This is a genomic window from Nocardia sp. NBC_01009 (assembly GCF_045208035.1).
In the GTDB taxonomy this organism is placed as follows: Bacteria; Actinomycetota; Actinomycetes; order Mycobacteriales; family Mycobacteriaceae; genus Nocardia.
On record NZ_CP108695.1, the window covers coordinates 3,680,279 to 3,701,719 of the forward strand.

Sequence of the window (21,441 nt, forward strand, 5' to 3'; positions counted from 1 at the left end):
TCGAAGGTGAACGGTCCGCCTCGGGGTGTGTGTGCGTTACTTTGCGGTCTGCTCCGACTGCTCCGACTGCTCGGCCAGCTGCTGGCGAACCTCGTCCATGTCCAGGGCCTTCACCTGGGTGACGAGATCCTCCAGTGCGGCGGGCGGGAGCGCGCCGGGCTGTGCGAACACCAATACGCCCTCGCGGAACGCCATGATGGTCGGGATGGATCGGATGTTCGCCGCGGCGGCCAGGCCCTGCTCCGCCTCGGTGTCGACCTTTCCGTGGACGACGTCGGGGTGCTTGGTCGAAGAGGCCTCGAAGGTCGGCGCGAAGCTCTTGCACGGGCCGCACCACTCTGCCCAGAAGTCGACGAGTACCACGTCGCTTCCGGTGACTACCTCGTCGAAGTTCTGCTGGGTCAGCGTCTGGGTGGCCATGACGTCCTCTCGTGTCGTTTTATTGCCAGCTGTAACGTCCGGCGTTCTCTTTATCTTCCACGGGCCACCGGCCACTCGCGCCGTTGGTCACCGTCCCAACGCCGGATACCCACGATGGTCGCCGGGAAATCACGGTCTCTTGCGACAGCGTGCACGGCCTCGCCGAGTTGCTGATGGGATACGCGGCGTGCCAGCGTCACGTGCGGCGTCCACTCGTCCGGGTGCAGGTTCGACGGAACGCCGGGACACTGCGCCACGATGCTGAAGATCCGTCGTTGCAATGCGAGCAGTTGCTCGGACGGAACGACCGCCCTGACCAGGATCGGATGGCGCGCGCCGAACACCAGCAAACCACCGAGGCGCACCGGGAAGGGCCGGAAACTCTGCTGCTCGAGGACGTGATCGATGCGCGGCCACAGCTGCCTGGCGACCGCTACGGTGATGTGCGGGCGCGTGGTCTCGGCGGTCTTCGCCGCGACACTGGGAATGCCCGCGTCCGCGAGCAACTGCCACTGCCGCCGGATCTCCGCATCGGCCGCGTCGTCCAACAGTAATTCGACCGACTGCACCATGGTCCCCAGAAAGTAGCGCCCTCCGGCGTGTCCGTGGGGCGATTCGGTCACAGCCGACCAGCGGCGGGAGGATGACCTGGTGAACGATGCGACGCAACGCGACAGTTCTACACTCCGCCTCGGCCTGATCGACGGCGACGGGATCGGCCCCGAGGTCGTGCGGGCAACGCGGGCAGTGGTCGACGAGGCCATGGCTGCCGCCGGTGCGAATCCGGTGGAGTGGGTTCCGTTGCTGATGGGTCACCGCGCGATCGAAGAGTTCGGAGAGCCGCTGCCCGAGGCGACCTTGACCGGTTTGGCGGGACTCGACGCGTGGATCCTCGGACCGCACGACAATGCGTCCTACCCGGGGGTGCATCGTGCGGCGGTCGCGCCCGGCGGCGCCATTCGCAAGCGGTTCGGGCTGTACGCCAATATCCGGCCTGCGCGGGCATTCACGGGTGTGCGTGCGGCCGCGCCGTTCATCGACCTGGTGATTGTCAGGGAAAACAGCGAGGGCTTCTATGCCGACCGCAATATGTTCGCCGGGTCGGGGGAGTTCCGGCCGACACCCGATGTCGCGATGGCCGTCGGCGTCGTCACCCGCCGCGCTTGTGAGCTGATCGCCCAAGAGGCGTTCCGGCTGGCCGCGACGCGTCGTCAGCGGGTGACCATCGTGCACAAGGCCAATGTGCTGCCGATGACGATGGGTCTGTTCCGAGATGTCTGCTATGAGGTCGCCCTCGATTATCCGAGTGTCGAGGTCATCGACGAGCATGTCGACGCGACCGCAGCCCATCTGGTCCGCGCGCCCCGCGATTTCGATGTGCTCGTCACCGAGAACCTTTTCGGCGACATCCTCTCCGATCTGGCGGGAGAGTTGAGTGGATCACTCGGCATGGCAGCTTCGCTGAACTGCTCGCAGTCTCGTGCGATGGCGCAGGCGGTGCACGGCGCCGCTCCGACGTTGGCGGGACGCAATCGCGCGAATCCGGCGGCGCTGCAGCTGTCGGCGGCGATGTTGTTGAACTGGTTGGGGACTCGCAACGCCGATCGGATGTTGCGCAACGCGGGGGAGCGCATCGAGCGCGCGGTTGCGGCTACTTTCGAGGCCGGTATTGCGACCGCTGACCTGGGTGGTCTCGCGTCGACGAGTGAATTCACCGAGCAGGTTTGCGCCAGGGTCCACCGCCGGTGATCAGCGTGTTGCGCTCGGGTGTTCAGCACGGATCGGATTGATCTTCCGTTACCGACCCGCGAATCGCGGCGATTCGCAATGTCAGCGAGTTCATGAGTTGAAGGGTCACCGTACGCAGTCGCCTTGCGTTGCCGCCTCGGTGGCCTCGGGGCCGCTGCGTTGTGCGATGTGCTCGACCAGGTGGTGTTCTCCTCTCGCGGTCCGTTGCGCCAAGGTCATCGCCGACGGCAGTCGCGTACCAGAGAACTAACAAGTCTTCGAGTCGATCCGAGTGCAGCGGCATCCGAAGCGACAACTCCAGCCGGATCGTGCCACCGAAACGCCGTCGGAAACGACTCGGCAAACTCACTCCGGTCGAGTTTGAAATAATCAACCAGACCGCACACTCGGCCTGAACCACTCGACCCACGAGTCGATCAAGAGTGGGGGAGTCCCGTGGGTGTGCAGTGGTCAGGCGGCTGAAGCTTTGAGCGCCGCAGTTTCGCAGTATTTCGAGTCCGGCTGATCCCGACACCAGAGTGCAGCTCTACATCCAGCCGATCAACGCCAGTTACCGCGGCGTCCCGACGCCGTCGCAAGCTCCATCGCCGCCGACCGCAGCGACAACATCGAAGAGATTGGGCAGCAATGATTCACTTGATCATGCGATCCGCGATCTGCATGATGGCGGGAACCGGCCTCGCGTTCGCGGGTGCTCCGGCGCCCGTCGCGGCGACCCCACCCGATGTAGTCGTGACCGGCGGCGAGATCTCCGGCTTCGCCGCCGACGGAATCACCAAATACCTGGGAATCCCTTTCGCCGCACCCACCGGCGGCGAAGCGCGATTCAGCCCGCCACGGCCCGCACCGCCGTGGCCCGGCATCCGGCAGGCTCACGGTCACGGACCGCAGTGTTCGCAGACCGGACTCCTGCCCGACCCGTTACCGACAGGCCCCACCAGCGAGGACTGCCTGACTATCGACCTTTACGTGCCCGACGGCACCCGCGACAGAAACTTGCCGGTCATGGTGTTCTTCCACGGCGGCGGCTACACCGACGGCTCCAACAGCCAATACGACGCGCCCACCCGGATGGTCGCCGAAGGCAACGTCATCGTGGCCATCCCCAACTACCGCCTCGGACCGTTCGGATTCATGTCGCTACCAGAGTTGGCTGCCGAGTCCGGTGGCGCCACGGGAACAGCCGGCATTCAGGATCAACAAGCCGCCCTACGCTGGGTGCACGACAACGCCCACGCCTTCGGTGGCGATCCATCCAACGTGACGATCTTCGGTGAATCGGCCGGCGCCGGCAGTATCTGCACACACTTCGCCGCACCCGCTTCCGACGGCCTCTACAACAAGGCCATCATCCAAAGCGGATCCTGCGTCCGATCATCCTTGATGCCCCGCAACCGCGACGACTCCTTCACACGGTCACAGCAATACGCCGAAAGCGTCGGATGCGGCGATCCCGCAACACAATTGGCATGCCTGCGCGCACTACCCGCCGCGAAGCTCCTGGAATCACCGATCGCCCAATTCGACGGACTACCGACCTGGATACCCAGCATCGACGGCGTCGTCGTCACCGGAACACTCGACACCGCACTCGCACGAGCAGCTGACCGGAAGATACCCCTCATCGTCGGAAACAACAGCAACGAAGGCGCACTGTTCATCGTCGACTCGGACTTTGCCCACGGCCGCATCCCGGATGCCGCAAGCTACGAGCGCTACGTCCGCCGATCATTCGGCACCTATGCCGACCGAGTACTTGCCCAATACCCAGTCGACCGGTATCCCTCACCCGCGGCCGCCCAATCCGCAGTCATCACCGACGGCGTGTTCGCCTGCCCCGCACTGTTCGTCAGCCGCGTCGCCCGCGATACCGGACATCCGGTGTGGCAGTACGAATTCGACGAAGCCCCATTCGGCGATGCCAACCCCCTGCTGCCCGGCGCCTTCCACGCCGGTGAACTGCCCTACCTGTTCACCAGCCTGATGAGCCTGCCGATCCCATGGACCGGACCGTCCGGTGCCTTCGCCCGACAAATGCAGCGATGGTGGACCACCTTCGCCCACACCGGCAACCCGAACGGACCCGGCTCACCCCCATGGTCGGCCTGGCCCGAACCGACCGAGCAAAGCTTCGACGGGCCGGTACTGACCATGCGGGCAACCGGCAGCACGATGTCCCACGATTTCGCCGCCGAGCACCACTGCGAATTCTGGTCCGAACGCCCTCAATGAATCCCCTGTCCATCGAACCGAAACCCGCCGCCGACCGGCATCCGTCCGCCGGACGGGAGTCTGTCGAGCGAACGGCTCAACCACGTGCGGCATCGCTACGTCCCGCCCGAAGTGTGCTCGAGGGTTGGACACAGTTCCGCGCCACCGACCGCGGCCACAAGAGACCACGCGCGGTAATGGCATTGCAGGATGCGTCGAGCCGCGGTGTGTCTCGCCCGCCGTCCGCGCGGACACGCGGCATCGCCGGACGTTCCCAGCCGGTTCCGGGCTCTGGTCGCCGCTGAGTGGTAGTCGTTGCGGGTCGGCCATCGACGCACGGGTGGCCGACAGTGTCGCGAAGCCGGACGGTAGCAGCGACCGGGGTGTGTCAGAGGACACGGCGATCGCCGCCCCTCAAAGCTGCTGGTCAGGCTGTGAGGGGGTAGGGTGTCTCGGCGGCGTGCCGGCGCCCTGGGCAGTGGTGAGTTCGCAACGACTTCGTGTCGTTCTTTCATTACTGTCCAGCACGAAGCGTCCCGGTCGCTTAGATTGCCAAACGGGTGGTGACACCCGGGTTTAGTGAATCCGAAATGTGGAGGGCTGCTGTGTCTGTTCGATCGGTTTTTGGCAGGCGCGCCCTGCAGGCGATGTGCGTCGTCACTGGCGGCGTGTTGGTGCTATCCAGCTGTAGTAATTCGGAGGACAGCAGCCCCGAGGTGGCGAAGGTGGCCGGTGTCGACAAAGTCGACTCGATCGCCGCGCAACTTCCCGACAAGATCAAGCAGTCCGGCAAGCTCGTCGTCGGCGTGAACATTCCGTATCAGCCCAACGAGTACAAGGACCCGAGCGGCAAAATCGTCGGCTTCGACGTCGACCTGATGGACGCGGTCGCCGCCACGCTCGGCGTGAAGGCCGAGTACCTCGAGTCGTCCTTCGAGAAGATCATCCCCTCCATTCAGGCGGGTACCTACGACGTCGGCATGTCTTCGATCACCGACTCGAAGGAACGCGAGCAGAGCGTCGACTTCACCACCTACTTCAAGGCCGGCAGCCAGTGGGCGCAGCAGACCGGTAAGCCGGTCGACCCGGACAACGCCTGCGGTAAGAAGGTCGCGGTCCAGGCCACCACGGTTCAGGACACCGACGAGATCCCCAAGCGCAGTGAGAAGTGCGTCGCCGAGGGCAAGCCCGCCATCGAGAAGAAGTCCTTCGATGAGCAGAGTGCGGCCACGACGGCTCTGGTGCTCGGCCAGGTCGACGCCATGTCGGCGGACTCCCCGGTGACCGCCTACGGCATCAAGAAGAGCGACGGCAAGATCGAGCCCGCCGGTCCGGTCTTCGACTCTGCGCCCTACGGCTGGGCGATCCCGAAGGGTTCGGCGCTCGGCAAGGCACTGCAGGCCGCGGTGCAGCACCTGATCGACAACGGCAAGTACCTCGAGATCACCAAGAACTGGGGCGTACAGGAAGGCGCGATCACCAAGTCGGTCATCAACGGCGCAGAGAGCTGATCGATGACCGCACAGAACACCCCGTCGGCGCCCGACGACAACGCCGGGGCCGGTGGGCAGGCCGCTTCGTCCCAGCCCGATCCGATCAAGGCGGTGCCACTGCGCCGTCCGGGTCGATGGATCGCCGCGGCGATCATTCTGATTCTGGTCGGCCTGTTCGTGTACGGCGCCAAGACCAATCCCGCGTACCGGTGGGACACCTACGGAAAGTACTTGTTCGACAGCCGGATCGTCTCCGGCGCGGTGGTCACACTGGAGCTGACCATCCTCGCGATGGCTCTTGCCGTCTCGCTGGGCACGGTGCTCGCCGTGATGCGCCTTTCGCCCAACCCGGTGCTGCGGGCGACGGCATGGGTGTATCTCTGGATCTTCCGTGGCACACCGGTCTTCGTGCAATTGGTGTTCTGGGGCCTGTTCCCGTCCCTGTACAAACAGATTGCCCTCGGCATCCCGTTCGGGCCGCAGCTGCTGCAGCTGGACGTGCAGGATCTGCAGGCGGCATTTACCTTCGCCGTGATCGGACTCGGCCTCAACGAGGCCGCGTACATGGCCGAAATCGTCCGTGCCGGAATCAATTCCGTCGGCGAGGGGCAGCGTGAGGCGTCCACCGCGCTCGGCATGTCCTGGTCGCAGACGATGCGTAGGACGGTGTTGCCGCAGTCGATGCGGGTGATCATCCCGCCGACCGGCAACGAGCTGATCGGCATGCTCAAGACCACGTCGCTGGTGACCGCGCTACCGCTGACCACCGACCTCTTCGGCAGGGCGCGTGATATCTACGGTGTGAACTTTCAGCCGATTCCGCTGCTGCTGGTCACTGCCACCTGGTATCTCGCGATCACCAGCGTGCTGATGGTCGGCCAGTTCTACCTGGAGCGCTACTACTCGCGTGGTGTCTCGCGGCAGTTGACTGCGAAGCAGTTGCAGGAGTTGGCCGATGCGCAACAGATTGTGAAGGCGAAATGACCGTCGACGTCGACAAGGACTCCGCCGTCGAAAAGGCCGACCGGCCGCCGATGATCGTCGCGGACCAGGTGTGCAAGAGCTTCGGCGCGCTACAGGTGCTCAAGGGGATTTCGCTGGAGGTCGCGCGCGGCGAGGTGCTGTGCCTGATCGGCCCATCGGGTTCGGGAAAGTCGACCTTCCTGCGCTGCATCAATCACCTCGAGCGGGTGAACGCTGGACGACTCTATGTGGACGGCGACCTGGTCGGCTACCGCGAGAAGGGTGACAAGCTCTACGAGCTGCATCCGCGCGATGCGGCCAAGCAGCGCCGCGATATCGGCATGGTGTTCCAGCATTTCAATCTGTTCCCGCATCGGACGGCGCTGGAGAACATCATCGAGGCGCCGACTCAGGTGAAGAAGGTGCGCAAATCCGTTGCGGTGGCTCGCGCACACGAGCTGCTCGAGCGAGTCGGCATGGCGGACAAGGCAAATGCCTATCCTGCACAACTGTCGGGCGGTCAGCAGCAGCGCGTCGCGATCGCCAGGGCGCTTGCCATGGATCCGAAGCTCATGCTGTTCGACGAGCCGACCTCGGCCTTGGACCCGGAGCTGGTCGGCGAGGTGCTCGGCGTCATGCGCGAGCTGGCGGCATCGGGCATGACGATGGTGGTCGTCACGCACGAAATGGGTTTCGCGCGTGAGGTTGCCGATCAATTGGTGTTCATGGACGCCGGCGTGGTCGTCGAAGCAGGCAGGCCGCGTGAGGTGTTGGCCAACCCGCAAGAAGCCCGCACCAAAGCGTTCCTGTCGCGACTGCTGTAGCGCCGCCCGTGCACCGGCTACGGAGTCCTGGTGCGCGCCAGACTGATTCGGAGCTGACCGAGCAGGACTTTGACGGCAGGACTACCGGGCCGGTCGCGCCGCCAGGCCAGTGCGAGCTTGCCGTGCAGCTGCGGCTCGCTGATCGGTAGTACCCGCACCCCGAACGCCGCGGCTTCCTCGGGGTTCAGCGCGGGTACCACCGCGATGCCGAGGCCGCGGGCGGCCAGGCGGAGCAGCAGTGGCGGCGCGGCCGCTTCGAACGCCACATCCGGCTCGAAACCCGCTGTGGCGCAGGCGCGGTCGAAGACGCCACGAATGCCGGTGCCACGTGGCAGGCAGATCAGTGGGTGGTCGCGGAGCTCACCGAGCGGGATGTGTGTCCGGTCCGGTCCGTCGAGCGCGACGGCCGCGACGATCGGAGTGTCGAGCACGACGTCGATACCGAGATCGGCATCGAGGTCCGCTCCGGTCAATCCGACGAGGGCGATGTCCAGCTCGCCGTGTCGCACCGCGGCCAGCATCTGTTCGGAGGTGTTCTCGGTCAGGCTGATACCGACCTGCGGGTGATCGTTGTGGAAGTCCGCCAATGCCGAGGAGATGTCGAAGTCCTCGGTGGCAGTGCCCGAGATGCAGCCGACGCGCACGTGCCCACGCAATAGACCGGTGAATTCGTCCACGGTCTGCGTTATCCGCTCGGTCGCGGCGAGTGCGGCTCGTGCATGCGGCAGCACTGCCGCACCCACCTCTGTCGTGGTCACCGAACGGCCACTGCGATCGAGCAGCTGCTGACCCAGCTCGCGTTCGAGCTGGCGGATCTGGGCGCTGAGCCCGGGCTGGGCCAGGTGCAGGCGGGCCGCGGCACGGGTGAAGTTGGCTTCCTCCACGACGCTGACAAAGTAGCGGAGCTGACGCAGTTCCATAATCAGTGATTCTAGAAGCAAGCAGAACTATCTGTTGTACTTCTCATTCGGGCGCGGGCATCGTGTGAGTCATGGGAAACGCCGCAGCTCAGATCATCGATATCGACACCTTCGCCGGCCCCGTCTTCTACCCCGGCGACGCCGGGTACGAGGACGAGATCGCGGGCTTCCAGACCGCCTACTCGCACCGGCCCGCGCTCATCGTCGGGGCCGTGCACGCGGCGGACGTGCGCAGCGCAGTGGAGTACGCGGCGCGCCAGAGCCTTCCAGTGGCCGTTCAGGCCACCGGGCACGGGCTGTCGGTCGCCGCCGACGGTGGCGTGCTGGTCAGCACCCGGCGGATGACCGACATCCGCATCGACCCCGTCGCCGGAACCGCGAGGGTCGCGGCGGGGGTCCGGGCGGGTGCGCTGGTCGAGGCGGCGGCGCGGCACGGTCTCGCGCCGCTGAACGGTTCGTCGCCATCGGTCGGCGTTGTCGGCTACACCCTCGGCGGCGGACTCGGCCTGCTGGCAAGGGAATTCGGCTACGCGGCCGATCATGTGCGCGTCATCGAGCTGGTCACCGCCGACGGACGGATGCGCACCCTGATTCCCGGCGACGAGCTGTTCGGCGCGGTGCTCGGCAGCGGCGGCAACTTCGGCGTAGTGACCGCCATGGAAGTGGAGCTGGTTCCAGTGAGCACCGTGTACGGCGGTCAGCTGGTATTCGACACGGCGTTGGTCGAGCGGGCGCTCGACGTGTGGCGGGAGTGGACCGAAACGGTCCCCGAGCAACTGACTTCGACCGTCAGCATGCTGACCTTTCCGAACATTCCGCAGGTCCCCGAGCCGCTGCGCGGCCGCTACGTGGCCTCGTTTCGGATCGCCTTCAACGGACCCGCCGACGAGGGAGAGAAGCTGGTCGCCCCGCTTCGTGCGATCGGCGACCGCTTGCGCGATGACCTGCGCGCGATGCCCTACACCGAGTCGCACACCATTCACAGCGACCCCGACCACCCGCACGCCTACGCGGCGACCAACGCCCTACTCTCCGACCTCACTCCGGAAACCCGGTCGGCGTTGCTTGCGGTCACCGGCCCTGGCGCACCGATCCAGGCCGTAGTCGACATTCGCCACCTCAGCGGAGCGCTGCGCAGGCCCGGCCCCGCGGGAATCGCCGTTGACCATCGCGACGCAGGCTACCTCGTCCGCGTCATCACCTTGCCCGAACCGGGCAGTGCCGCAACAGCTCCCGCCGGCCACGCGGCGGTCCGCGCCGCATTGTCACCCTGGACCCTCGGCCACAACCTCAACTTCCTCTACGGTGCGGGCGCCGCCGCCACCGAGGACCAGACCCGCACGGGCTACACCCCCGACACCTACACCCGCCTCGCCACCCTGAAGGCAAACCGCGACCCCCACAACATGTTCCGCTTCAACCGCAACATCACCCCAGCTCACTGAACCGGTTGTTCCCGGCTTCCTCTGCTACCATTGTGATATCACTTTGATACTTCGGAGGATGTTATGAAGTTTCGGGACGCATTCCGCCTGAACGGCTTTTCGGTGCTGTTGGGTTGGCTGGTGCTCACGATCTTGTTCGGTGGCGGTGCCGTGCTCGGCTACGTGATCGCGGGGCGCAACGGCAATGTGCCCGCACTGGCCGGGGCGATTGTCGCGACGGTCATCGTGGTCGTGCTGCTCCTGCTCGCAACCGGTCTGACCGTGGTCAATCCGAACGAGGCGAAGGTGGTGCAGTTCTTCGGCCGTTACATCGGATCGGTGAGCGAACCCGGGTTCTTCTCGGTGGTGCCGCTCACCGATCGGCGCAGCATCTCGTTGCGGGTGCGTAATTTCGAGACGCAGAAGCTGAAGGTCAACGACGCCGACGGCAACCCGGTCGAGATCGCTGCGGTCGTTGTCTATCGGGTGGTCGACAGCTTCAAGGCCGCTTTCGCTGTCGACGACTACGAGGAGTACGTGGAAACTCAGTCCGAGGCGGCGGTCCGGCATCTGGCGACCACGCATCCCTACGACGCGCACGACGCCGATCGCACCAGCCTGCGCGATGGTGCCGAGGTGGCCGGGGAACTGACCGTCGAACTGCGGGAGCGCACCGAAATGGCGGGCATCGAGGTGCTCGAGGCTCGGATCACCCACCTCGCCTACGCCCCCGAGATCGCCCAGGCGATGCTCGTCCGGCAGCAGGCCGCGCAAGTGGTTGCCGCGCGCACCCACATTGTCGAGGGCGCTGTCGGCATGGTCGGTCTTGCGCTGGAGAAGCTGGCCGAACAGGGCACGGTCGAACTCGACGAGGAGCGAAAGGCCACCATGGTGTCGAACCTCTTGGTCGTCCTGTGTGGCGACCGGGCCATCCAGCCCGTGGTCAACACCGGATCGATCTACTCCTGAGCCGCGGCGATGGCTGAACGGAAGAAGCTCTTACTTCGCCTCGACCCGGCAGTGCACGACGCCATTGCCAAATGGGCGGCCGATGATCTGCGCAGCATCAATGCGCAGATCGAATACGCCCTGCGGCGAGCGTTGGAACAGGCAGGCCGAAAGCCGAAGTGACCGCGGCGAGTTCCGGCCACGTGGTCCCGTCCCCGGAGTTACCAGCACAAACGCTGGAACCCTCTGGTGACGGGGCCTTTCGGCGTGCTGTTGCGTTGCGGCGTGTGCCGCAACGGCCACGCCGAGCCTGGACAGGCGACTCGGTGAGGTGGGTGGGCATAGGTGACGGCTCGCCTGTCGTCGGAAGTGCCGCCGGCGCTGCTGTCATGGGTGCTCGGAACTCGCCGCTACGGTGAGCTCATCCAGCAGTTCGATACTGTCGTCATACAGTGCGTGCCGCAGGTCGAGGTCGTAGGACATCTTCGACGACGGCCGCTCGGCGCGTCCGACGCAGTAGCGGCCGGTCGCGTGGGCAACTGCGGGATCGGTCGCCAGCCAGGCGAGATCAGCGCCCGAGACGGCAGGCGTATGCACGCCGGGCAAGGCGACCAGTGCTCGTGCGGCGGAATTCCGGCGGCGATCTCGGCGCGCATATTGCCGCCGCACGCGCCGCGTTGCCGGCGGAATTCGGCCGGTCGGAGCCCGTCATCGCACCTTCGCGCTGAATTCCTACCGCGCAGCACGGCGCCAAATGCTGGGAATCTGCGGGTGGACCAGGCAGTATCAGGACGTTCGGTCATAGATTCCAACGGCGGGAGTGATGATGCAGGGCACTGTCAAATGGTTCAATGCGGACAAGGGATTCGGTTTCATCGCTCCGGATGACGGAGGGCCGGACGTCTTCGTCCATTTCAGCGCGATCGCCGACACGGGCTTCCGCAGCCTGAACGACGACCAGCGGGTCGAGTTCGACATCACCCAGGGCCAGAAGGGCCCGCAGGCGGAAAACGTGAAGCCGATCTGACGTTCTTGAAGCCTGTGCGTCGCCGGTGGGTCTGGAATCCTCGACGGCGCACAGGTTTTCGGGTGGTCGACCGGGCGTGATCGGCTCAGCGCGGTGGCGCTATCGGGCTGTCGGCTTACTTGTGACGAAAATCGCTGTGCCAGGGAATAATTCGCCGCGCAACGGGCTCCATTGGCCCCATTCGCGGTCCAGCCACTCCGGCCAGTCGGGTTCGATGATGTCTTCGAGGATCAGGCCCGCGGCGACGATCTCGCGGACCCGGTCGCCGATGGTGCGATGGTGCTCGACGTAGGTGGCCTCGCCCTCGCCGTCGACCTCCACATAGGGGGTGCGGTCGAAATAGGGGATCGAGGCGGTCAGACCGGCCTCGCCCGGGTCGTCCGGGAAGATCCAGCGCATCGGGTGGTTCACCGAGAACACCCAGCGCCCGCCGGGGCGCAACACCCGGGCGACCTCGCGCATCACCTGCGCCGAGTCGGCGACGAACGGGATGGCGCCGAAGGCTGAGCAGGCCAGGTCGAAGGTGGCGTCGGCGAAAGGCAACGATTCGGCGCCCGCCTGCACGAGGGGAACCTGGGATCCGCCGCGGGCCATGGCGGCAAGGCCGCGCTCGAGCATGCCCATCGATAAGTCCAGGCCGACCGCGTGCGCTCCCTGTCCGGCGAGCCAGCGTGCGCACGGCGCGGAACCGCAGCCGATCTCCAGGATCCGCTTGCCGGCAACCTCGCCGAGGAAATGCATGTCGCCCTCGTGCAAGCCCTCGGGACACCAGACGAACTCGCCGTCGGGGGAATCCACGCCGAGGAAATCGGCGTGGGTCTCGTGATACTGGGTGGCATCGGCATCCCACCAGCGTCTGCTGGCCTGCTGGCTGGCTTCCGAGCCGATCCGGGTGCGCGCGGTCCCGGCCGTTCCGAGCAGTGTGTTTGCTTGCGCATGGCGATCTTCCGACACGCGGTCAGCGTAGTCCGGCGTGGCGTCGAGACCGGTTTGCCCGGCCGGACCAAGGTCGCGTACGCTGAACGCGCGAGTGCCTTCTGTACTGCCGTACCGATGCCCTGAGAAGGGGCTGAAGTAACAGAGCACCCGCGCTGAGTTTCACAAGCTTTGCCGTGCGGTACGTTCATTATGTCCGTCACGTCGCGTCATCGCGGTGAGTTCGCAGCGTACCGAAAGTTCCAATGTCCGCAACCGACCACAATCCGTCCGGAGCAAACCGACACATGCCCACCACCGTCACCTCGCCGCAGGTAGCCGTCAACGACATCGGCTCCGCCGAGGATTTCCTCGCCGCCATCGACGCCACGATCAAGTACTTCAACGACGGCGACATCGTCGAAGGAACCATCGTCAAGGTCGACCGCGACGAGGTCCTGCTCGACATCGGTTACAAGACCGAAGGCGTCATCCCTTCCCGCGAGCTCTCCATCAAGCACGATGTCGACCCGAACGAGGTCGTTTCCGTGGGCGATGAGGTCGAGGCTCTCGTTCTCACCAAGGAGGACAAGGAAGGCCGCCTGATCCTGTCGAAGAAGCGGGCTCAGTACGAGCGCGCTTGGGGCACCATCGAGGAGCTCAAGGAGAAGGACGAGGCCGTCAAGGGCACCGTCATCGAGGTCGTCAAGGGCGGCCTGATCCTCGACATCGGTCTCCGTGGCTTCCTGCCCGCCTCGCTCGTCGAGATGCGTCGCGTCCGCGACCTCCAGCCGTACGTCGGCAAGGAGATCGAGGCCAAGATCATCGAGCTGGACAAGAACCGCAACAACGTGGTCCTTTCCCGCCGCGCGTGGCTCGAGCAGACCCAGTCCGAGGTCCGCAGCGAGTTCCTGCACCAGCTGCAGAAGGGCCAGGTCCGCAAGGGTGTGGTCTCCTCGATCGTCAACTTCGGTGCCTTCGTGGACCTGGGCGGCGTCGACGGCCTGGTGCACGTCTCCGAACTGTCCTGGAAGCACATCGACCACCCCTCCGAGGTTGTCGAGGTCGGCAACGAGGTCACCGTCGAGGTGCTCGACGTCGACCTGGACCGCGAGCGGGTTTCGCTGTCGCTCAAGGCGACTCAGGAAGACCCGTGGCGTCAGTTCGCCCGCACCCACGCGATCGGCCAGATCGTCCCGGGCAAGGTCACCAAGCTGGTTCCGTTCGGTGCGTTCGTGCGCGTCGAAGAGGGCATCGAGGGCCTGGTGCACATCTCCGAGCTCGCCGAGCGCCACGTGGAGGTCCCGGACCAGGTTGTCGCCGTCGGCGACGACGCGATGGTCAAGGTCATCGACATCGACCTGGAGCGTCGCCGGATCTCGCTGAGCCTCAAGCAGGCCAACGAGGACTACCACGCCGAGTTCGACCCGTCGAAGTACGGCATGGCCGACAGCTACGACGAGCAGGGCAACTACATCTTCCCCGAGGGCTTCGACTCCGAGACCAACGACTGGATCGAAGGCTTCGACAAGCAGCGCGAAGAGTGGGAAGGCCGTTACGCCGAGGCCGAGCGTCGCCACAAAATGCACACTGCGCAGATGGAGAAGATGGCGGCCGACGCCGCGGCCGAGGCCGCGAACGGTGGCGGCTCGTCGAACTACTCCTCCGAGAGCGGTTCGCAGGCGTCCTCCTCCAGCTCGCCCGAGTCGGCCGGTGGTTCGCTGGCCAGCGACGCGCAGCTGGCGGCTCTGCGGGAGAAGCTCTCCGGCAACGCCTGATAGGCACGTTACGAGGAAGGCCCCGATCCGCTCGCGGACCGGGGCCTTCCCGTTTGTGCGCCGTGGGGTAGAAACAAGCTTCCACGTCAGTGTGCGCGAGGGTTACTATGGCCCGCTCGCAGCCTGCGCAGGCTGTCTCTAGGCTCTTCCTGGTGACTGGTCAGCATCTCGATCCGACAGTGTCGGGTATTGCAAGGCCGTTCCCGGCGGCCACACCACCGCAGGCGGCCACGACAACGGGGCACGATTGAGCGGCCTTGCCAGCACCGCGGCGAAACTAGCGCCGGTCGTTGTGGTGTTCGGCGGTGGCGTGGTGTTCGCGCGGCGCAAGATCATCGGAGCGGAAAGCTCGAAGGCCTTCTCCGACTTCGCTTTTCTCTTCGCAATTCCGTGCTACTTGTTCGGTTCGCTGTATGCGAGCGATCTCGGGCAGGTGTTCGACCCGGTGGCGATCGTCGCGTATCTGGCAACGGTGCTTGTCGGGATGGTGGTCGTGGGCTTCGCCGCGCGCCGGGTGATCAGAGCCGATGTTCGGGGCACTGCGTTGCGGATCATGGCGGGGGTCCAGGTCAACACGACCTACTTCGCCATACCGGTATTCGTGCTCCTGTTCGATGATGCCGCGCCGGTCTTTCCGACGATCCTGCTCCAGGTCTGTGTACTGACGGTGGTCATCATCGCCATCATGGAATACGGTGCGGCGCAGGACGACCAGGACCGTCCGACGCGCGCTGCGGTGATACGTGGCATTTGTGCGGCGCTGGGTACGCCGATTGTCATCGCCTGTTACCTCGGCGTCGCCGCCAATGTGGCAGATGTTCCGGTGCCGGAGTGGGTCCGTGATGCGCTGGCTTTCAGCGGCAACGCGGCCGCTCCGGTGGCTTTGTTCGCACTCGGTCTGCACCTGGGCGGGACAGGTTTGCGACTGCGCGGAGCCGCTCGCGACGAATACGCGCTGATCGCCTGCAAATGTGTCGCGCTCCCACTGCTGGCGTTCGTCGTGGCCGAGTACGTGTTCGGCATCACCGGCCGATGGCTGACCTACCTGGTGGTGATCGCCGCTATGCCCGCGCCACAGAACTTGTTCATCTTCGCGCAACGTTATGACACCGACGTCGACCTCGCGGCAGCGATCGTCGCGAAGACCTCCGTCATCGCGCTGGTCCTGCTGCCGCTGTGGCTCCTGATCACCCAGGGCTTTACTGCAGCGTGAGCACCTTCGCCTGCCCGGATATCACGACGTCGTTCTGATCGACCAAGGCCGCGCGTATCTGGACAACCGCACCCGCCGCCAATGGCGCCTCGCCGGCGGCTCCTGCCAAGGAGACCGTGGCGACGTGCTGGCTGCCGTCACAGGCGACGTCGTTCTGGGTGCCTAGGGCCGCAGGGCGCTCAGCGGTGGGTTCGCCCGCCATCACCTTGATACTTGTCACCCCGGCCCCGGCGTCGCAGTTGTATTCGACGCCGACGTTGTTCGGTGCGGCAACGGTGATGTCGACGGTATTGGCGGCGAGCGCAGGGGCAGCGGTCAGCACCAAGGCGGCGCCCATCGATGCGAAGACGGTCGCGGTGCGGACAGTGCGGTGATGATTCCGAGTGGTCATCATGGATTCGTTCCTCCTGTGTGGCGTAGACGGATCGCTGAACACAACGGGAAGAGAACGCGGCCCTCACTGCACCGCGTGCATCTATGGTCCAACTCCGAGGTCGACCCGCGTGGCGGAATCGCTTGATCGGCGCATCGCGGAGGCCGCCGCGCTGCGGCCGTACCCGGTGCCGAGGGTTGGTTGGCTCACACTCTTCGTCATTTGCCCCCGATCCATGGCATGGTTGTCCAGTGAGATCAGGCTTATCGACGTGATCCGCTTGGCTCATCTACAGAAAAGAATGAAGTAAGCAATGACTCAAGGCAGTGTGAAGTGGTTCAACAGCGAAAAGGGCTTCGGCTTTATCGCGCAAGACGGTGGCGGCCCTGACGTCTTCGTTCATTACTCCGCCGTGTCCGGCTCGGGATTCAAGTCCCTTGAAGAAGGACAGCGCGTGGAGTTCGAGGTCGGCCAAGGACAGAAGGGCCCGCAGGCCCAGGACGTCCGCGCTATCTGATCGACGCAGCTTGGTAAAGCCCCGCACCCTCTGGGTGCGGGGCTTTTGCGTATTTCGGGGTAGCCGCTACCCGAGTGGGGTGCGGTTACCCTCGGCCACCGCCGCGACCAGCTGTCGAAATGTCGGGCATTGCGTGAAGTCCTCTGCTTCGCACGCCATCGCGTGCTCGATCATCCGCTGCGAGGCCTGCGCTTCGGCGATCCGGACGCCGAGCTCCTCGTATTGTCTGGCCAGCACGGTTCGGCGCGCGGTACGGTCCGGTGCGTCGAGCATTTCGCGCAACTGCTCCAGGCTCAGCCCGGCCGCCTTGCCTCGCACGATCATCGCGACCCGGACTACGTGATCCTGGACGTAGCGTCGTCGTCCGCTCACCCGCCCGGCCGGTTGCAGTAAGCCCATCGACTCCCAGTGCCGCAGCACGTGTGTGGCCAGGCCGAAGCGTGCCGCCAGCGCGCCGATCGTGAGCTCGCCGGTGGGATCGGGGGAGTGGACATCGCCGTCGGGGCTTGACTTCATGTTCACATTAACATGCAGAGTGGTCCGTGATGTCAAGGCGATGTCATCACGAGGAGGACCAAATGTTCGAGGTAATCGTCGTCGGCGGCGGGCCGGCGGGACTGTCGGCCGCACTGACCCTGGGCCGCGCTCACCGACGCGTTCTGGTGCTGGACTCCGGCCACGCCCGTAACGCACCCGCCGCTGCCGTCCACAATTTCTTCACCCGTGACGGCGTGCCGCCCGCCGATCTCCGAGCGATCGGCCGCGACCAGCTGATGATGTATCCCACCGTCGAGGTTCGCGACGGTGCGGCCACCGGGGTCGCCCGGGGCGATCGCGGTTTCATCGTGCAGCTCGCAGACGGCACGAAAGTCGACACCAAGCGGCTGCTGCTGGCCAGCGGCCTGGTCGACCAGTTGCCCGACATCACCGGTATCGCCGAGCTGTGGGGGCGGGCGGTATTCCACTGCCCCTACTGCCACGGTTTCGAGAGCAGTCAGCGGCCGATCGCCGTGATCGGCGGCGAACCCGACCGCATCCGGCTCGCGCTGCATCTGAGCCGGTTCAGCGCGGATGTCGTCCTGTGCACCAACGGACCCGCCGATGTTCCGCCATCCGCGGCGCAGGCCATGTCGGCGGCCGGTGTCACGGTCCGCCGCGAACGCATCACCGGGTTCGAGGCGGCCGGTGACAAGCTCCATGCGCTGGCGTTCCAGGACGGACCGGCGCTGCCATGCGAAGTCGCCTTCGTCAGCAGCACCTGGACCCAGCGGTCTCCGCTACCCGGTCTGCTCGGTTGCGCCACGTTCTCGGATTGCACCGTGCAGGTCGACGAATTTCACCGGACGAGCGTGCCCGGCGTCTATGCCGCGGGCGATATGGCCCGACGAGCAACGATCCCGGTTCCACTGGCCGCGGTCGTCGCGGCCGCCGCCAGCGGGACCGTCGCCGGCAGTGTGCTCGACCAAGACCTGGTCAGCGTCGACTTTCGGCTGCCGAATCCCTTTACCGCACAGGAGAAGTGAGTCGTGTCCGTCACCACGACCGCGGCTGGACCGGCTGCGCATACCAGTAATATCCCGCTCGCCGCTGCCGGGCTTGCGCTCGGCATGCTGCTCTCGGTTCTCGACCAGACAATCGTCAGCATCGCGCTGCCGGATATCGCGGGTGACCTCGGCGATGTCGGCTCGCTGCGCTGGATCGTGACCTGTTATGTGCTGGCCTCCACGGCGACGGGCGCGCTGTACGGCCGGCTCAGCGATCGATTCGGCAGGCGACCGGTCTTCCTCACCGCCGTGGGCATATTCACCATCGCATCGGCGCTGTGCGGTATGACAGGCACGCTGACCGAGCTCGTGGTGTTGCGCACCGTGCAGGGGATCGGCGCCGGCGCATTGTTCACGATTCCGACGATCGCTCTTGCCGAGCTGTTCCCTGTCGCCCTGCGCGGCCGGGTACAGGGCGCGGTGGGTGCGATTTTCGCCTTTGCCGCCGTCGGCGGCCCGCTGGTCGGCGGGGCGATCACCGACACCGTGGGGTGGCGCTGGATCTTCTACATCAATGTGCCGCTCGGCTTGATCTCGATGGCACTTGTCGGAGCTGCGCTACGGCTGCCGCGCGGCGGCCTCGCCGGCCGGCTGGATGTCGGTGGCTCGGTGCTGCTGGTCGGCGCGGTGGTCGGAGTTCTGCTGATCGGTGAATGGTCCAGCGGTGCGCAACACGCAGGGGTCGGGCTGATTTTCGGCCTCGGTGCCGCGGTGGTCATCATGCTCGGCGCGTTCGTGTGGCGGGAACGCCGCACCGAGGATCCGGTGATCCCGTTGGGGCTGTTCACCAACCGGGTCACCGGCGTCATCCTGCCCGCGACATTGGTACTCGGAGTACTGATGTATTCGTCGATCGTGTATCTGCCGACCTATTTGCGCAGTGCCTTCGACATGAGCGCGACCGAGGCAGGCCTGGCGCTGAATCCGTATGTCGTCGCGTTCATGGTGGCCTCGTTCCTCTCCGGCAGCCTGGCGAGCAAAACGGGAAGATACCGGCCCTTCCTGATCGGCGGCGCGGTGGTGATCGCCTTCGGATTCGTCCTGCTCGGTCGGCTCGATGCGGAGTCGAGCTATCTGGTCGTGGCGCTGGGGCTGATCGTGCTCGGCTGCGGCATCGGCATGCTCGTGCAGCTGCTGGTGACAGTTGCGCAGAATGCCGTCGCCGCAACGGAACTCGGTGCGGTCACCGCCGCCGCTTTGGCTCTGCGCGGTCTGGGCATGTCGCTCGGCATCGCAATCTACGGCGGTGTCCTCGGCCACGAACTTGCCGGAAAACCCGTCTCGGCTACGGCTACGGCCGATGCCATTCCGGACACCCTGATCTGGGCTCTCCCGCTGACCATGGTGCTGCTCGTGCTGACACTCGTGATTCCGGATCCTGCGCAGCAGAGCCGGTCGACCGGGGAAGACCGAGCCGACCCGGGCCGGCCGGCGCCGTAGCCGGCACCGCCGTCTTCGCGCGCGCGTCGCCTCCCGATTGCCGGCGGGAGGCCTCGGGCATTCGATCTGTGGCTCATCCCCGTCCATCCATGACAATTGGTTCGATCTCGTGACCGGCCACAGAGCGTGGACCGTTGCTGGCGGCGGCGCGGTAGACCCCGGGAATCGGTTCCAGCGACAGTGCGCGGGATCGATTCGGGGGTAACCGAATTCGGGCGGTCGAGGGTCGCGTTCGGCGGTAGGGTGCCGGGCATGGGGAGCAATTCGGGCCGCAACGACTACCTCGAGCAGGTCGTTGCCCAGCAGGCCGCACTCGAAGGTGACTTGCGCACCCGCAAGCCGATGGCGGCGGAGGCGTTTGCGCCCGCACCGCCGGCCGCGCCCGGTGGACCGGCGCAGCAGGTACGTCGCGGTGCTATGGCGAAGCGGGCCGATCGAGTTGGGCCCGCTGTGCAGGGCAGTGGGCCGGGGCCGGTGGAGGTCAGAGTCACCGGATTCTGGCGATGGCGCACGGTTTTGGTGCCGCCCAACGCTTTTGTCGTGCACACCCGGCGTGGTCGCAGCGAACCGCTGCACATCGGGCTCGGCGTCTCCTTCCGCTTCGACCCCGCGACCGATGCGTATCTCGTGGTGCCCGGTGCCATGCAGACGATCCTGATCAACGCCTACTGCATTTGCAGCGAACTGCAGGGTGTGCTGGTCCAGGGGTACGTGCAGTGGATCATCGAGGATTTTGCCACCGCCTATCGCAAGCTCGACTTCTCCGACGGCGAGGATCCGATGCGGTTGGTGAACATTCAGCTGCGCGAACAGGCCGAGGCCGCCATCAAGGACAAGGTGTCCACCATGGGGGTGCGGGATGTGCTCAGCGACAAGCAGCCGATCATCGAGGAATTGACGGCGAGGCTCAGAGCGGTGGCCGAGGGATCCGGCGATGCGGCAGGGGACGGCCGCGACCGAGGGCTCGGCCTCGGCATTGTCACCGTACAGATCAAGGAAGCAGTGGTCAGCTCGTCCACGCTCTGGGAGAACTTGCAGAAGCCCTACCGCAGCGAACAGAGCCAGATCGCCCGCCTCGCGGAACTGGCGACCCAGGAAGTGATTTCGGCGCGCGAGACCGAGGCGAGTCGGACCGCCGAGGAGCGGCGTATCGAGAACGAGCGGGAACTGGCCGAACTACGCGCACGCAACGAGGCGGCGCGGTTCGACAGGGAGACCGCCGAACAGTTGCGCCGCACCACCCGTCAGCACGACGACGAGCGCACCGTCGCCGATCTTGCTCAGGAGACCGCATTGCACGCGCTACGGCTGGAAGGTGAACAGCACGCCGAACGCACCGAAAACCTGCGCCGGACCCAGGAGTTGCGGCAGCTGGAACGCGACGGTGAGCTGGCCGACGCGGCGGCCCGGACCCGCGCGGCACACGAAGCTGCCCTGCTCGACCTGGAGCGCGACCACATCAGGGTGGACACCGCCAATGAGCGCAGTGCCACTGCGATCCAGGCACAGCTGGTCGAGTCGCTGCCGGAGATCGTCGCCAAGCTGCCCGCCCCCGCCGAACTGAAATCGTTCCAACTCGGCGGCGACTCGGCAGCGTTGTCCGGCGTGATCGCCCAGCTGACCGCCGTGGTGGAGGCATTCGCGCCGAAGCCGTGATCGAGGTCGGGCCCGGGTATCCTCGC

The 21,441-nt window shown here is 65.7% G+C and carries 22 protein-coding genes; 15 read left to right on the plus strand and 7 right to left on the minus strand.

All coding sequences use genetic code 11. From position 1 onward, the window contains the following. Positions 1-36: 36 nt before the first annotated feature. Complete coding sequence (gene trxA, locus OHA42_RS16460; protein WP_406238067.1) at positions 37-420, minus strand: thioredoxin; 384 nt, start codon at positions 418-420, stop codon at positions 37-39. 50 nt (positions 421-470) lie between these two features. Continuing rightward, the gene (locus OHA42_RS16465; RefSeq protein WP_406238069.1) at positions 471-1,043 is read right to left on the minus strand and encodes a 2'-5' RNA ligase family protein; all 573 of its coding nucleotides are present in this window, start codon (positions 1,041-1,043) and stop codon (positions 471-473) included. A 28-nt stretch (positions 1,044-1,071) separates the two neighbouring features. Between OHA42_RS16465 and OHA42_RS16470 the strand changes: the two genes are divergently transcribed. The 5 genes from OHA42_RS16470 (at position 1,072) to OHA42_RS16490 (ending at position 7,660) form a co-directional block, all read left to right on the plus strand. After that, entirely contained in the window at positions 1,072-2,169 is a 1,098-nt protein-coding gene (locus tag OHA42_RS16470) for an isocitrate/isopropylmalate dehydrogenase family protein (protein ID WP_406238071.1), read from the plus strand. A 627-nt stretch (positions 2,170-2,796) separates the two neighbouring features. After that, complete coding sequence (locus OHA42_RS16475; protein ID WP_406238073.1) at positions 2,797-4,401, plus strand: carboxylesterase/lipase family protein; 1,605 nt, start codon at positions 2,797-2,799, stop codon at positions 4,399-4,401. A 626-nt stretch (positions 4,402-5,027) separates the two neighbouring features. Continuing rightward, positions 5,028-5,891, plus strand: a complete 864-nt coding sequence (locus OHA42_RS16480; protein WP_406238075.1) for an ABC transporter substrate-binding protein — start codon at positions 5,028-5,030, stop codon at positions 5,889-5,891. A 3-nt stretch (positions 5,892-5,894) separates the two neighbouring features. After that, on the plus strand, positions 5,895-6,857 hold the full coding sequence (locus OHA42_RS16485; protein ID WP_406238077.1) for an amino acid ABC transporter permease: 963 nt from the start codon (positions 5,895-5,897) through the stop codon (positions 6,855-6,857). Continuing rightward, positions 6,854-7,660, plus strand: coding sequence for an amino acid ABC transporter ATP-binding protein (locus tag OHA42_RS16490; protein ID WP_328411640.1), 807 nt, complete (start codon positions 6,854-6,856; stop codon positions 7,658-7,660). Before OHA42_RS16485 ends, OHA42_RS16490 begins: the two co-directional genes overlap by 4 nt. A gap of 17 nt (positions 7,661-7,677) precedes the next feature. Here the strand turns inward: OHA42_RS16490 and OHA42_RS16495 are convergent, their stop codons facing one another. Continuing rightward, positions 7,678-8,580: a LysR family transcriptional regulator gene (locus OHA42_RS16495; RefSeq protein WP_406238080.1), complete on the minus strand. Its 903-nt coding sequence runs from the start codon at positions 8,578-8,580 to the stop codon at positions 7,678-7,680. A 71-nt stretch (positions 8,581-8,651) separates the two neighbouring features. On the opposite strand from OHA42_RS16495, the gene OHA42_RS16500 reads away from it, so the two are divergent. From OHA42_RS16500 to OHA42_RS16510, 3 genes are all read left to right on the plus strand, one after another. Continuing rightward, positions 8,652-10,025, plus strand: coding sequence for an FAD-binding oxidoreductase (locus OHA42_RS16500; RefSeq protein ID WP_406238082.1), 1,374 nt, complete (start codon positions 8,652-8,654; stop codon positions 10,023-10,025). A gap of 63 nt (positions 10,026-10,088) precedes the next feature. Continuing rightward, complete coding sequence (locus tag OHA42_RS16505; RefSeq protein ID WP_406238084.1) at positions 10,089-10,973, plus strand: SPFH domain-containing protein; 885 nt, start codon at positions 10,089-10,091, stop codon at positions 10,971-10,973. Positions 10,974-10,982: 9 nt separating this feature from the next. Next, a complete protein-coding gene (locus OHA42_RS16510) occupies positions 10,983-11,135 on the plus strand; it encodes a toxin-antitoxin system HicB family antitoxin (protein WP_378678767.1) in 153 nt (50 codons plus the stop codon). A gap of 204 nt (positions 11,136-11,339) precedes the next feature. Here the strand turns inward: OHA42_RS16510 and OHA42_RS16515 are convergent, their stop codons facing one another. Continuing rightward, positions 11,340-11,549, minus strand: a complete 210-nt coding sequence (locus OHA42_RS16515) for a hypothetical protein (protein WP_406238086.1) — start codon at positions 11,547-11,549, stop codon at positions 11,340-11,342. Positions 11,550-11,775: 226 nt separating this feature from the next. On the opposite strand from OHA42_RS16515, the gene OHA42_RS16520 reads away from it, so the two are divergent. Continuing rightward, positions 11,776-11,979, plus strand: a complete 204-nt coding sequence (locus OHA42_RS16520) for a cold-shock protein (protein ID WP_406239407.1) — start codon at positions 11,776-11,778, stop codon at positions 11,977-11,979. 99 nt (positions 11,980-12,078) lie between these two features. Here the strand turns inward: OHA42_RS16520 and OHA42_RS16525 are convergent, their stop codons facing one another. After that, positions 12,079-12,933 (minus strand): methyltransferase domain-containing protein, encoded by an 855-nt coding sequence (locus OHA42_RS16525; protein ID WP_406238087.1) that lies wholly within the window; start codon positions 12,931-12,933, stop codon positions 12,079-12,081. A gap of 269 nt (positions 12,934-13,202) precedes the next feature. Between OHA42_RS16525 and rpsA the strand changes: the two genes are divergently transcribed. Further along, complete coding sequence (gene rpsA / locus OHA42_RS16530; RefSeq protein ID WP_328411654.1) at positions 13,203-14,672, plus strand: 30S ribosomal protein S1; 1,470 nt, start codon at positions 13,203-13,205, stop codon at positions 14,670-14,672. A gap of 247 nt (positions 14,673-14,919) precedes the next feature. Continuing rightward, positions 14,920-15,885, plus strand: coding sequence for an AEC family transporter (locus tag OHA42_RS16535; protein WP_406238090.1), 966 nt, complete (start codon positions 14,920-14,922; stop codon positions 15,883-15,885). Here the strand turns inward: OHA42_RS16535 and OHA42_RS16540 are convergent. Then, a complete protein-coding gene (locus tag OHA42_RS16540) occupies positions 15,872-16,279 on the minus strand; it encodes a hypothetical protein (protein WP_406238092.1) in 408 nt (135 codons plus the stop codon). The genes OHA42_RS16535 and OHA42_RS16540 overlap by 14 nt on opposite strands. 292 nt (positions 16,280-16,571) lie before the next feature. On the opposite strand from OHA42_RS16540, the gene OHA42_RS16545 reads away from it, so the two are divergent. Next, a complete protein-coding gene (locus OHA42_RS16545; protein ID WP_327114982.1) occupies positions 16,572-16,775 on the plus strand; it encodes a cold-shock protein in 204 nt (67 codons plus the stop codon). A gap of 66 nt (positions 16,776-16,841) precedes the next feature. On the opposite strand, the gene OHA42_RS16550 is transcribed toward OHA42_RS16545, so the two are convergent. Continuing rightward, positions 16,842-17,291, minus strand: coding sequence for a MerR family transcriptional regulator (locus OHA42_RS16550; protein ID WP_406238094.1), 450 nt, complete (start codon positions 17,289-17,291; stop codon positions 16,842-16,844). 62 nt (positions 17,292-17,353) lie between these two features. Here OHA42_RS16550 and OHA42_RS16555 point away from each other — a divergent pair, with 62 nt between their 5' ends. The 3 genes from OHA42_RS16555 (at position 17,354) to OHA42_RS16565 (ending at position 21,415) form a co-directional block, all read left to right on the plus strand. Continuing rightward, complete coding sequence (locus tag OHA42_RS16555) at positions 17,354-18,298, plus strand: FAD-dependent oxidoreductase (protein ID WP_406238096.1); 945 nt, start codon at positions 17,354-17,356, stop codon at positions 18,296-18,298. 3 nt (positions 18,299-18,301) lie between these two features. Next, positions 18,302-19,759 carry an MDR family MFS transporter gene (locus tag OHA42_RS16560; RefSeq protein WP_406238098.1) on the plus strand — a complete coding sequence of 486 codons (1,458 nt, stop codon included), beginning with the start codon at positions 18,302-18,304 and terminating at the stop codon, positions 19,757-19,759. 252 nt (positions 19,760-20,011) lie between these two features. Then, positions 20,012-21,415 carry an SPFH domain-containing protein gene (locus tag OHA42_RS16565; protein WP_406238100.1) on the plus strand — a complete coding sequence of 468 codons (1,404 nt, stop codon included), beginning with the start codon at positions 20,012-20,014 and terminating at the stop codon, positions 21,413-21,415. The last annotated feature ends 26 nt before the right edge of the window (positions 21,416-21,441 follow it).